At 59.2% G+C, this 11,931-nt stretch carries 8 protein-coding genes; 4 read left to right on the top strand and 4 right to left on the bottom strand.

The window, feature by feature from the left end; translation table 11 throughout:
* Positions 1 to 168: 168 nt before the first annotated feature.
* A complete protein-coding gene (locus tag JFT81_RS10465) occupies positions 169 to 384 on the bottom strand; it encodes a ribosome modulation factor (protein ID WP_003223300.1) in 216 nt (71 codons plus the stop codon).
* Positions 385 to 915: 531 nt separating this feature from the next.
* Here JFT81_RS10465 and rlmKL point away from each other — a divergent pair.
* Together rlmKL and JFT81_RS10455 are read left to right on the top strand one after the other, a co-directional pair.
* The gene (rlmKL, locus tag JFT81_RS10460; RefSeq protein ID WP_201227255.1) at positions 916 to 3,186 is read left to right on the top strand and encodes a bifunctional 23S rRNA (guanine(2069)-N(7))-methyltransferase RlmK/23S rRNA (guanine(2445)-N(2))-methyltransferase RlmL; all 2,271 of its coding nucleotides are present in this window, start codon (positions 916 to 918) and stop codon (positions 3,184 to 3,186) included.
* A 144-nt stretch (positions 3,187 to 3,330) separates the two neighbouring features.
* Complete coding sequence (locus tag JFT81_RS10455) at positions 3,331 to 5,712, top strand: GGDEF domain-containing protein (RefSeq protein WP_201227254.1); 2,382 nt, start codon at positions 3,331 to 3,333, stop codon at positions 5,710 to 5,712.
* 137 nt (positions 5,713 to 5,849) lie between these two features.
* On the opposite strand, the gene dacB is transcribed toward JFT81_RS10455, so the two are convergent.
* On the bottom strand, positions 5,850 to 7,310 hold the full coding sequence (dacB, locus tag JFT81_RS10450) for a D-alanyl-D-alanine carboxypeptidase/D-alanyl-D-alanine-endopeptidase (RefSeq protein ID WP_201227253.1): 1,461 nt from the start codon (positions 7,308 to 7,310) through the stop codon (positions 5,850 to 5,852).
* Between the two features lie 233 nt (positions 7,311 to 7,543).
* On the opposite strand from dacB, the gene JFT81_RS10445 reads away from it, so the two are divergent.
* The gene (locus JFT81_RS10445; protein ID WP_007916365.1) at positions 7,544 to 7,888 is read left to right on the top strand and encodes a YggL family protein; all 345 of its coding nucleotides are present in this window, start codon (positions 7,544 to 7,546) and stop codon (positions 7,886 to 7,888) included.
* Between the two features lie 241 nt (positions 7,889 to 8,129).
* Here JFT81_RS10445 and JFT81_RS10440 read toward each other — a convergent pair whose 3' ends face one another.
* On the bottom strand, positions 8,130 to 9,320 hold the full coding sequence (locus JFT81_RS10440; RefSeq protein WP_201227252.1) for a benzoate/H(+) symporter BenE family transporter: 1,191 nt from the start codon (positions 9,318 to 9,320) through the stop codon (positions 8,130 to 8,132).
* A gap of 355 nt (positions 9,321 to 9,675) precedes the next feature.
* On the opposite strand from JFT81_RS10440, the gene JFT81_RS10435 reads away from it, so the two are divergent.
* Positions 9,676 to 10,440, top strand: a complete 765-nt coding sequence (locus tag JFT81_RS10435; RefSeq protein ID WP_007918375.1) for a GntR family transcriptional regulator — start codon at positions 9,676 to 9,678, stop codon at positions 10,438 to 10,440.
* A 176-nt stretch (positions 10,441 to 10,616) separates the two neighbouring features.
* Here JFT81_RS10435 and guaD read toward each other — a convergent pair whose 3' ends face one another.
* Positions 10,617 to 11,921, bottom strand: a complete 1,305-nt coding sequence (gene guaD / locus JFT81_RS10430) for a guanine deaminase (protein ID WP_201227251.1) — start codon at positions 11,919 to 11,921, stop codon at positions 10,617 to 10,619.
* Between the last annotated feature and the right edge of the window lie 10 nt (positions 11,922 to 11,931).

The following is an 11,931-nucleotide window of genomic DNA, read 5'->3' as shown; positions in this document are numbered from 1 at the left end:
GTCATTTCTGAAAATCCAGTAATCACAATAATCTGCATGCTGCGGTATTTTCAGGCATAAAAAAGGGCTCCTCGAAGGAGCCCCTGGGCCGCAGCCCGCCGTCCGGGAAGGACGTGCATGGTAAGTCGTTACAAATTCAGATTGTCGTGTCGGAATAAATGCCCTGTGTCAGCCGACGGCGTGAAGTTCGTTGAGTCTGTGGATTCCCGCAGTGCCGGTCATACCGTCCCAGTTGTCGCCGCGTCCTTCTCGCCAGCCGTTAATCCAGGCTTGGCGTACCGACGGTAGAGTAAATGGGCAAAGCTCACGGGATTTGCCACCAACGCCATATTGATATCCGCGCAAAAATGCTCTTTCCAACGGATCACGCTTAAGTCTTCTCATAGGGTGTTTCCCTCACTTGTTGACTGTTTGTGTCGCGTCGACCTCAATCGAGGTCTGGCAGAAAAAACCTGCCGTGCTGCGGCTCGCTGCCGGCGTGGCGAGCCAAGGTGTTGACGCCGTTGCGACGTCAACCTGTGTTCAGTTCTAACCAATGAGTCACACCGAGGGAATGATCGTTTTGTCATAAGGACGTAACGAAAGTAGTGCTACAGCCATAAGTAACTGAGGGTTTCATGAGTGTTTTTTCAGCAAACCCCGGTATGATCGGCCCCGCGCTGGATGATGGGTTTAATTCTTTAGTGAGAATGACCCACGTTTACGCTGGGGTACTAAGCGACGAAGGGTCGCTTTAAGACTTTTTGTTTCATCAACTTTTTTATCTGTCCTTGCATCTAAGCTCTTTTAACCCGAGCAGCGGGGATGGAACGGCACACCTTCGTGCCACGCGGGCGCTCTTTAAGAAAAGTGCCTGATTGAAAACCGGATCGGCAATGCGTTGCCGATTCACTAGCCAAAGGCTCTGGAAATACCATGTCCGACCGTTTTGAACTCTTCCTCACTTGCCCTAAAGGCCTTGAAGGCCTGCTCATCGAGGAAGCCGTCGGGCTTGGCCTTGAAGAAGCGCGCGAGCACACTTCCGCCGTGCGTGGCATGGCGACCATGGAAACTGCTTATCGCCTGTGCCTCTGGTCGCGTCTGGCCAACCGAGTGCTGCTGGTGCTCAAGCGCTTCCCGATGAAAGACGCCGAAGACCTGTACCACGGCGTCCTCGACATCGAATGGCAAGATCACATGCTCAACGACGGCACCCTTGCCGTTGAATTCAGCGGCCATGGCTCGGGCATCGACAACACCCACTTCGGCGCCCTGAAAGTCAAAGATGCCATCGTCGACAAACTGCGTACCCCGCAAGGCGACCGTCCGTCGATCGACAAACTCAATCCGGACCTGCGCATTCACCTGCGCCTTGATCGCGGCGAAGCGATTCTCTCCCTCGATCTCTCTGGCCACAGCTTGCACCAGCGCGGCTATCGCTTGCAGCAGGGCGCAGCGCCGCTGAAGGAAAACCTCGCAGCCGCCATCCTGATCCGTTCCGGCTGGCCACGTATTGCCGCTGAAGGCGGCGCGCTGGCTGACCCGATGTGCGGTGTCGGTACGTTCCTCGTCGAAGCTGCGATGATCGCCGCCGACATGGCGCCGAACCTGCGTCGTGAGCAGTGGGGTTTTACCGCGTGGCTCGGTCACGTGCCGGCGCTGTGGAAAAAACTTCACGAAGAAGCCGTTGAACGTGCCGCTGCCGGTCTGGCCAAGCCACCGCTGTGGATTCGCGGTTACGAAGCCGATCCACGCCTGATTCAGCCGGGCCGCAACAACGTTGAGCGTGCGGGCCTGAGCGAGTGGATCAAGATCTATCAGGGCGAAGTCGCGACCTTCGAGCCGCGCCCGGATCAGAACCAGAAAGGCCTGGTCATCTGCAACCCGCCGTACGGCGAGCGTCTCGGCGATGAAGCCAGCTTGCTGTACCTCTATCAGAACCTTGGCGAGCGTCTGCGTCAGGCCTGTCTGAACTGGGAGGCGGCGGTATTCACTGGCGCGCCGGATCTGGGCAAGCGCATGGGCATTCGCAGCCACAAACAGTATTCGTTCTGGAACGGCGCGTTGCCGTGCAAGCTGCTGTTGATCAAAGTGCTGCCGGATCAGTTCGTCACCGGCGAACGTCGCACACCTGAGCAGCGTCAGGCCGAGCGCGAGCAAGCGGCTTACGATCAGACCCCGGACGAGCCGCAAGAGCGCAAGTTCAACAAGAACGGCAACCCGATCAAACCGACGCCAGCCCCGGCGCCAGTGATCGAGCAGCCACGCTTGAGCGAAGGCGGGCAGATGTTTGCCAACCGTCTGCAAAAGAACCTCAAGGCCATGGGCAAGTGGGTCAAGCGCGAAGGCATTGATTGCTACCGCGTCTACGATGCCGACATGCCTGAATACGCGATGGCGATCGATCTGTACCACGACTGGGTGCATGTTCAGGAATACGCCGCGCCGAAGTCCATCGACCCGGAAAAGGCCTCGGCGCGCATGTTCGATGCGCTGGCAGCCATTCCGCAGGCGCTGAACGTCGACAAGAGCCGCGTGGTGGTCAAGCGCCGCGAGCGTCAGAGCGGCACCAAGCAGTACGAGCGTCAGGCCGCGCAGGGCAAGTTCAACGAAGTCAGCGAGGGCGGCGTGAAGTTGCTGGTCAACCTCACCGACTACCTCGACACCGGCCTGTTCCTCGATCACCGTCCGATGCGCATGCGCATTCAGAAAGAGGCCGAGGGCAAGCGTTTCCTCAATCTGTATTGCTACACCGCGACCGCCAGCGTGCACGCGGCCAAGGGTGGCGCGCGCAGCACCACCAGCGTCGACCTGTCGAAAACCTACCTCGACTGGGCGCGCCGCAACCTGTCGCTGAACGGTTTTTCGGACAAGAACCGTCTGGAGCAGGGCGATGTGATGGTGTGGCTGGAAAGCTGCCGTGAAGAGTACGACCTGATCTTCATCGATCCGCCAACCTTCTCCAACTCCAAGCGCATGGAAGGCATCTTCGACGTGCAGCGTGATCAGGTGCAGTTGATCGACCTGGCCATGGCCCGCCTGGCACCGGGGGGCGTGTTGTACTTCTCCAACAACTTCCGCAAGTTCCAGTTGGAAGAAAACTTGGCCGAGCGGTACGCGGTCGAGGAAATCAGCGCACAGACCATTGATCCGGATTTTGCCCGCAATACCAAGATCCACCGCGCCTGGAAAATCACGGCTCGTTGACACTGCACAGCACTGGATCCACAGAGCCTTGATTTTTAACGGCTCTTGGATCCGTTCAGTGCTAGCCAAATTAATGGCTAATAGCTATAACTCACTCATGGCCAATGGGGCTTCCCCGGAACACTGGCGTAGTGAGTTGCCTTTATGTCGTTGCACCCCGTGCGCCCAAAGATCCTGGGTTTTATCAGCGAAGAAGTCTCGGCCTGGCTGGTCGCGCTGCTGGTATTGCTTGCCGGCGGGATTCTCACGGGGCTGCTCGCCTGGGCTACCCTCAATCAGTTTCAGCAACAGTTGCGTCAGCGCTTTCAACTGCTGGCCAACGAACGCTACAGCCGCATCGAAGAGCGCTTTCAGGATCAGGAGCAACGCCTCGACGGTCTGCGCCGCTTCTTCGCCAACTCAGAATCGGTGTCCCGCGCCGAATTCGACGGTTACACCCAACCTTTATTACTGCGTACCCAAGCCTATTCGTATGCCGTACGAGTCAGTGGTGCCGAGCGCGCCGCATTCGAGCAACGCGTGCGTGACGAGGGACTGAGCACCTTCACCATCCGTGAACTGAATGCGCAAGGCGAACTGCAACTGGCTGCGCCTCGCGATGAGTACGTGCCGGTGCTGTACAGCCAGACCCAAAGTCGTCTCGGCTCGCCACTGGGCTATGACCTGCTGGCGCAACCGTTGCGTCGCGACACCCTGCAGCGCGCCGATAAACTACGCGGGCTGGCCGTGTCGCAACCGATGCATCTGGTCAGCATCGAGCCATCCTATGCGCGTGGCGTGCTCTTGGTGGCGCCGGTGACCCGCGATGCTCAGTCGCGTCCGTTCGGTTACGTGATGGCGGTAATCAGCATGCGTCAGTTGCTGGCGGACGGCTTGCCGGATGCGTTTCATGACTATCTATCGGTGAGCATTCTCGATCTGTCGACCAATGATCAGCACGAGGTGTTGTTCGAATCGGCCAACGAGCCGGTGCCGAGTGATCTGTCAGCCACGCGTTTGTTGCGCATGGCCGATCACGATTATCAGGTCGATATTCTGCCCAGCGAGGCCTTTATGCAGGCCAATCATTCGTCGGTCGGCAGCGTGGTCATCCTCGGTGGGTTGCTCAGCCTGCTGCTCAGTGCGTTGCTCTATGTGTTGGTGAGTCAACGCCAGCGCGCCTTGCGTCTGGTCGAGTTACGTACTCAGGAGTTGCACGAGCGTGAAAAGGAATTGCGCGGCACCCACGGCCAATTGCGCGGGGTGCTGAACGCTGCGACCCAAGTCGCGATCATTGCCACGGACTTGCGTGGCGTGATCAACACCTTCAACCCCGGCGCCGAGCAGATGCTCGGCTACAGCAGCGCCGACGTGGTCGGCCGCATGACCCTGGAAAACCTGCACCTGCCCCGTGAGTTGACCGCGCGTTCGGCAGAACTGAGCGCGCGTTACGGCAAAAGTATCCCGACGTGCCATGCGATGTTGGTCGAGGGCGGCGAAGTCGGCGGTCACGAAGCGCGCGAATGGACGCTGGTGCGCAGCGATGGCAGCCATATTCCGGTGAACATGCTCGCCACCCCGGTGCTCGACGAACAGGGTTTGTGGGTTGGGCATCTGGCGATCTGTATCGACATCACTGAACGCAAGCGCGTGCACGAAGTGCTGGCCGCGCGCGATGTGCTGCTGAAGAAACTCAGCGCGCACGTGCCGGGCGGCATCTATCAATTCAAGATGGAATTCAACGGGCGCTTCAGTGTGATCTACGCCAGCGACGGCATTCGCGAGATCTACGAACTGGAGCCGGACGTGCTGCTGCTCGACGCCGAAGCCATTTTCACCCGCATCCATCCGCAAGACATCACGCGCGTGCGCACCTCGATTCGTGCCTCGGCGGACAATCTCAGCGCATGGCGCGAAGAATACCGGGTGCTACTGCCCCAGCGCGGTTTGCGCTGGGTGCGTGGCGCAGCGTCGCCGGAAGAGTTGCCGGGTGGCGGCGTGCTGTGGCACGGCTACATCTCGGATATTTCCGATCTGAAGCGTGTGGAGGAAGAATTGCGGGCGCTGTCGGTGACCGACTCACTGACGGGAATTCACAACCGACGCTATTTCCAGGAGCGTCTGACCACCGAAATGGCCCGGGTCGAGCGCGGCGGTGGCGAGTTGTCGGTGATCATGCTCGACATCGACCATTTCAAACGGATCAACGATCAGCACGGCCATGCAGTGGGCGACCGGGTGCTGCAAGCGGTGTGTGAGCGCATTGGCCATCGTCTGCGGCGCACTGATGTGTTCTGCCGCTTGGGCGGTGAGGAATTCATGGTGCTGTGCCCGGACATCGATGGCGAGCACGCATACATGCTGGCGGTCGAACTCTGGCAGGGTTTGCGCAGTTCACCGGTGGATGTGGTGGGCGTGGTCACGGCAAGTTTTGGCATCGCCAGTTGGCGGCCGGGGGAGGGCGCAGATGCGTTGCTGTTGCGCGCGGACTCAGGCGTCTACGCAGCGAAGCAGCACGGTCGTGATCGCGTCGAGCAGATGAGCTGATACTCGATACACCACAAACCTGTGGGAGCTGGAAAGCCAGCGATAGGGTCATTCCAGTCAGCATATTTGGTGACTGACACTCCGCTATCGCTGGCAAGCCAGCTCCCACAGGGTTTGGTGATGTTGCTTAGCTTGCGTTACAGCACCGAAGCGGTCTGCGGCAATCTCGGCTGTTTGTAGAGATCCAGCAGCACTTGATCCAGCACCGACGATGCACCAAACGGCGCCTTGTCGTTGAGGATCGCCACCACCGCCCAGGTATTGCCATTCACGTCGCGGCTGAAGCCGGCAATCGCGCGTACGGTATTCAAAGTGCCGGTCTTGACGTGAGCCTCACCGCGCATTGCTGTGGTCTTCAAGCGTTTGCGCATGGTGCCGTCGGTGCCGGCAATCGGCAGCGAGCTGATGTATTCAGCGGCATACGGGCTGTGCCAGGCGGCCTGCAGCATGCCGGCCATTTCACGCGCGCTGACGCGTTCGGCACGGGACAAACCGGAACCGTTCTCCATCACCAGGTGCGGCGCGGTGATGCCTTTCTTCGCCAGCCACTGACGCACCACGCGCTGCGCTGCCTTGGCGTCGTCACCATCGGCGTCGTTGCGGAATTTTTGTCCGAGGCTCAGGAACAGTTGCTGAGCCATGGTGTTGTTACTGTATTTGTTGATGTCGCGGATGATTTCCGCCAGATCCGGCGAATAAGCACGCGCCAGCAGTTTGGCGTTGCTTGGGGTTGCGGCCAGACGATCCTTGCCCTGGATGCTGCCGCCGAGTTCTTTCCAGATCGCCCGCACGGCGCCGGCGGTGTAGGTGGCGTGGTCGAGCAGCGAGAGATAAGTCTGCGAGCTGCAACCTTCGCCCAACTGGCCGGCCACGGTCACGGTCACGCTGCCATCAGCCTCTGGCACCGGGTTGTAGCGCACGCCGCCGGTGCATTGTTTGGAGGGCAGGGCTTTAACGGTGTTTTCAATGCGCACGCTGGCAATCGGTGGCTCCACCGAAATCAGCACCCGGCCATTATCGTTGCGGGCGACAAAGCGCAGGGCCTTGAGGTTGACCAGCAACGAGTCGGGTTTGACCAGAAACGGCTTGTTCTCGTCGTTGCCGTCATCGTTGAACTCCGGCAACTGCGGCTGCACGAAGAAGTTGCGGTCGAGGATCAGGTCGCCAGTGATCTGGGTGACGCCGTTGGCGCGCAGGTCGCGCATCAGCAGCCAGAGTTTTTCCATGTTCAGTTTCGGATCGCCACCACCCTTGAGGTAGAGGTTGCCGTTGAGGATGCCGCCATTCAGGTCGCCGTCGGTGTAGAACTCGGTTTTCCACTGGTGATTGGGGCCGAGCATTTCCAGCGCCGCGTAAGTGGTGACCAGCTTCATGGTCGAGGCCGGGTTGACCGAGACGTCGGCGTTGAACACGGTTGGCGTGCCCGGGCCGTCCAGCGGGATCATCACCAGCGACAGGGCATTAGGCTGCAATTTGCTCGCCTTGAGGGCCTTTTCGACGTTGGGGGTCAGGGAAGTATTGATGGTGGCAGCAGAAACAGGCAGCGCCAGAGGCAGAAGAAGGCCGGCGAGAAACAGTGGACGCAACGATTTGATCATATGAAATAAAACCCTACAGCCGAGGGGGAAAAAGACGAGGACATGGATGAAAAAGCCCTCAGTGGTCACGAAAGTGTCGGCATTATGCCCCAAGGTGTAACCGATTGTGCCTTCCCCGGGGTGGCGATTCGCTGATTTTTTACAGGCGGTCGGGCTGTATGTCCAGAGAGTCGGGCAATCGATTGCTTAAACTGGTAAAGTGCCGGCCGTATTTACTTAAGAGGATTGTTCCAATGGCGACTAACCGTTCCCAGCGTCTGCGCAAAAAACTGTGCGTTGATGAATTTCAAGAGCTGGGTTTCGAGCTGAACCTGGACTTCAAAGAAGACTTGTCCGAAGAAGCCATTGACGCTTTCCTCGAAGCCTTCATCAAAGAAGCCATGGAAGCCAATGGTCTGGGTTATGTTGGCGGCGATGACTTCGGTCTGGTTTGCCTGCAGAAGCGTGGCTCGGTCAACGAAGAGCAGCGTGCTGCCGTTGAAGCCTGGCTGAAAACCCGCTCCGAGCTGACCAAGTATGAAGTCAGCCCGCTGCTGGACGTTTGGTATCCGGAAAAGCCGATCAACGCGGCTAAGTGATACTGAAAAAACGGCGACCTTCGGGTCGCCGTTTTTTTTCGTCTGCGTGAGGGGCGTTCGGCTTTAGTTTGGCGGTGAATCTACCCCTCACCCCAGCCCTCTCCCCCTGGAGAGGGGGCCGATTGATGGGCTTTTCAAAATTTGAGTTCGACTCCGTATCCCACTTCGGCGTATGTCTTTCAAACACCTCGGTCAGTCCCCTCTCCCTCGGGGAGAGGGCTAGGGTGAGGGGCTTTTGACCTTACGCTTTGCGCCAATTCAAAATCACCAACGTCAACACCCCCGCAACAATCCCCCAAAACGCCGACCCAATGGAAAACAGCGTCAGCCCCGACGCCGTCACCATAAAGGTGATCAACGCCGCCTCACGCTCCTTCACTTCCGTCATGGCGATGCTCAAGCCATTGATGATCGAGCCAAACAACGCCAATGCCGCAATCGACAGCACCAGTTCCTTCGGCAGCGCTGCGAACAATGCGGCCAGCGTGGCGCCGAACACTCCGGCAATCCCGTAGAAAATCCCGCACCAGACCGCTGCCGTATAGCGCTTGTTGCGATCTTCATGGGCGTGCGGCCCGGTGCAGATTGCAGCGCTGATCGCCGCGAGGTTGATCCCGTGCGAGCCAAATGGCGCCAGCAGCAGCGAGGCGATACCGGTGGTGGTAATCAGCGGCGAGGCCGGGACGTTGTAGCCGTCAGCGCGTAATACGGCGATGCCAGGCATGTTCTGCGAAGTCATCGCCACCACGAACAACGGAATGCCGATGCTGATGGTCGCGGCCAGCGAGAAGTGCGGCGTCGTCCACACCGGCGTCGCCACTTCCAGGTGAAAGCCGCTGAAGTCCAACAGTCCCATGAAGCCCGACAGCGCAGTGCCGATCAGCAGGGCCGCGAGCACCGCATAGCGTGGCGACAGGCGCTTGACCACCAGATAAGTGAAGAACATGCCCAGCACCAGACCGGTACGGTGTTGCGCGGCGACGAAGATTTCGCTGCCGATCTTGAACAGAATTCCCGCCAGCAATGCCGCTGCCAAGGAGGCCGGGATCTTTTTCACCAGTCGTTCGAAGCTGCCGGTCAGGCCGCAAATGGTCACCAGTACCGCGCAAGTGACGTAGGCGCCGATGGCCTCACCGTAGCTGACACCGCCCAGGCTGGTGATCAGCAACGCCGCGCCGGGTGTCGACCAGGCGATGGTGATCGGCGTGCGATAGCGCAGCGACAGGCCAATCGAACACACTGCCATACCAATCGAAATCGCCCAGATCCACGAAGAAATCTGCCCACTGCTCAGGCCCGCCGCTTGCCCGGCCTGGAACATCAGCACCAGCGAACTGGTATAGCCGGTCATCATCGCAATGAACCCGGCGACGATGGCCGAAGGCGATGTGTCGGAAAAGGGACGCAGTTGAGTGTGCGTGGCGTCATTCATGACGGCGATGTTCCTTATACCAGTGAAGATGTCCCCTTTGACGCAAACCCTTGTAGGAGTGAGCCTGCTCGCGATGGCGGTGTGTCATTCAACAATAATTCGAATGACACACCGCCATCGCGAGCAGGCTCACTCCTACAGGGGTTGTGCGCTGAAGGCGGATTCTGCGATCAAGCCTAAACTCAATCGTAACGGATCGTTGCAATACAGCCGCGGTCACAAACAGCCATACAGTCGTGTTGCCACCATCCATTGTGTACAATCGCGGTGTTTTTTACGCGATACTTGCCAGCGACCTACTGTGCCGTATTACAGTCACGGTCTATTCGCCGCAGTTCTCCCGACTCGAGTGCCCATGAACGAACAGTTGCAACCCCTCAAGAAACAACCGCGAGCAGGCAAAGCCGGCCGCAGCGGAACCCAGGACGATATTGTCTACGCGCATATCTTCGAGGCCATCCTCGAACAGCGTCTGGCGCCAGGCACCAAGTTGAGCGAAGAAGCGCTGGGGGAGATTTTTGGGGTCAGCCGCACCATCATTCGCCGCGCGTTGTCGCGTCTGGCCCATGAAGGCGTCGTACTGTTGCGGCCGAACCGTGGCGCCGTAGTCGCCAGCCCGAGCGTCGAAGAAGCGCGTCAGGTGTTCCTCGCCCGCCGTCTGGTCGAGCGTGCGATTACCGAACTGGCTGTGCAGCACGCTACCGCCGAGCAAATCGCCGAGTTGCGCCAGATGGTCAACGACGAGCGCGACAGCTTCTCGCGCGGTGATCGCGGCGCCGGTATTCGTCTGTCGGGCGAGTTTCACCTGAAACTGGCCGAAGCGGCGATGAATGCACCGTTGATCAGCTTCCAGCGCAGCCTGGTGTCGCAAACTTCGCTGATCATTGCCCAATATGAAAGCGGCAACCGTTCGCACTGTTCCTATGACGAACACACCCAGTTGATCGACGCCATCGAAAAGCGCGACGGCGAGCTGGCAGTGAACCTGATGATGCATCACATGGATCACATCGACAGCAAGCTCAACCTCGATGAGGAAGGCGCGTCGGACGATCTGCATGCGGTGTTCTCGCATTTGTTGCAGACCAAGAAGCCGGGTCGCCCTGCGGCCAAGCTCTAAGCTGATACCGAGTCGACCCCTTCGCGAGCAGGCTCGCTCCCACATTCAACCGCATTCTGTCAGAGGAAATGAGGTTAACTGTGGGAGCGAACTTGCTCGCGAAGGCGATCTGACGGGCAACAAAAAATCCCCCGGGGTGAACACCACCGGGGGATTTTTTTATGCCTTGGGAAAAATCAGCGCTGATGCACCAACGCACCCGCCGCGTACGTCTGCTGCACCGTGCGGTCATCGCCCAGCGTCATCAACACAAACAGCGTCTCGGCAATGTTGTTGGCCTGCTTCAAGCGATAGCTCAACAGTGGCGTGGCGTTGTAGTCCAGCACCAGGAAGTCGGCGTCGGAACCCGGTTGCAAGTTGCCGATCCGGTCTTCCAGACGCAGCGCCCGCGCACCGCCCAAAGTCGCCAGATACAGCGACTTGAACGGACTCAACCGCGCACCTTGCAGTTGCATCACCTTGTAGGCTTCGTTCAGCGTTTGCAGCAACGAGAAACTGGTGCCGCCGCCCACATCAGTGCCCAGGCCTACATTGAGCTTGTGCTTCTCGGCCATCGGCAAGTTGAACAAGCCGCTGCCCAGGAACAGGTTCGACGTCGGGCAGAACGAAACGGCCGAGCCGGTTTGCGCCAGGCGCGCGCACTCGTCGTCGCACAGGTGAACGCCGTGGGCGAATACCGAGCGCTCGCCGAGCAGTTGGTAGTGATCGTAAACGTCCAGATAGCCTTTGCGCTCCGGGAACAGTTCCTTGACCCACTCGATTTCCTTGAGGTTCTCGCTGATGTGGGTCTGCATGTACAGATCCGGGTATTCAGTCAGCAATTGGCCGGCGAGGGTCAGCTGTTCCGGGGTGCTGGTCGGTGCGAAACGTGGCGTGACCGCATAGTGCAAGCGGCCCTTGCCGTGCCAGCGTTCGATCAGCGCTTTGCTCTCGACGTAGCTGGATTCGGCGGTGTCGGTCAGATAGTCCGGCGCGTTGCGATCCATCATCACCTTGCCGGCGATCATCCGCAGGTCGAGCTTCTCGGCCGCTTCGAAGAACGACTTCACCGATTGCGGGTGCACGCTGCCGAATACCAGCGCCGTGGTGGTGCCGTTACGCAGCAGTTCCTTGATGAAAATGTCCGCCACTTCATCGGCGTGAGCCTTGTCGCCGAACTGGCTTTCGCAAGGGAAGGTGTAGGTGTTCAGCCAGTCGAGCAGTTGCTCGCCGTAGGCACCGACCATGCCGGTTTGCGGCAGGTGGATGTGCGTGTCGATGAAGCCTGGGGTGATCAGGGCGTCTTTGTAGTGCTCGATTTCAATGTCAGCCGGCAGGGTTGGCAGCAGATCGCTGGCGTGGCCGAGGGCGCTGATCTTGCCGCCATCGACCACCAGCAGGCCATCCTCGAAATATTCGTAGGAGGCTTCGATCCCGACCTCGGCGGGGTCGGCGATGCTGTGCAGGATGGCGGCGCGGTAGGCTTTGCGAGTCAGAGGCATGAGGGTTCTC

It is taken from the genome of Pseudomonas sp. TH43 (genome assembly GCF_016650635.1).
Taxonomy (GTDB): domain Bacteria; phylum Pseudomonadota; class Gammaproteobacteria; order Pseudomonadales; family Pseudomonadaceae; genus Aquipseudomonas.
This window is presented reverse-complemented; position numbering and strand designations above follow the sequence as displayed.

Excerpts from the sequence above, each read along its gene's own strand:
- JFT81_RS10465 (WP_003223300.1), bottom strand. The coding sequence starts at position 384 with ATGAGAAGACTTAAGCGTGATCCGTTGGAAAGAGCATTTTTGCGCGGA.
- rlmKL (WP_201227255.1), top strand. The coding sequence starts at position 916 with ATGTCCGACCGTTTTGAACTCTTCCTCACTTGCCCTAAAGGCCTTGAA.
- JFT81_RS10455 (WP_201227254.1), top strand. The coding sequence starts at position 3,331 with ATGTCGTTGCACCCCGTGCGCCCAAAGATCCTGGGTTTTATCAGCGAA.
- dacB (WP_201227253.1), bottom strand. The coding sequence starts at position 7,310 with ATGATCAAATCGTTGCGTCCACTGTTTCTCGCCGGCCTTCTTCTGCCT.
- JFT81_RS10445 (WP_007916365.1), top strand. The coding sequence starts at position 7,544 with ATGGCGACTAACCGTTCCCAGCGTCTGCGCAAAAAACTGTGCGTTGAT.
- JFT81_RS10440 (WP_201227252.1), bottom strand. The coding sequence starts at position 9,320 with ATGAATGACGCCACGCACACTCAACTGCGTCCCTTTTCCGACACATCG.
- JFT81_RS10435 (WP_007918375.1), top strand. The coding sequence starts at position 9,676 with ATGAACGAACAGTTGCAACCCCTCAAGAAACAACCGCGAGCAGGCAAA.
- guaD (WP_201227251.1), bottom strand. The coding sequence starts at position 11,921 with ATGCCTCTGACTCGCAAAGCCTACCGCGCCGCCATCCTGCACAGCATC.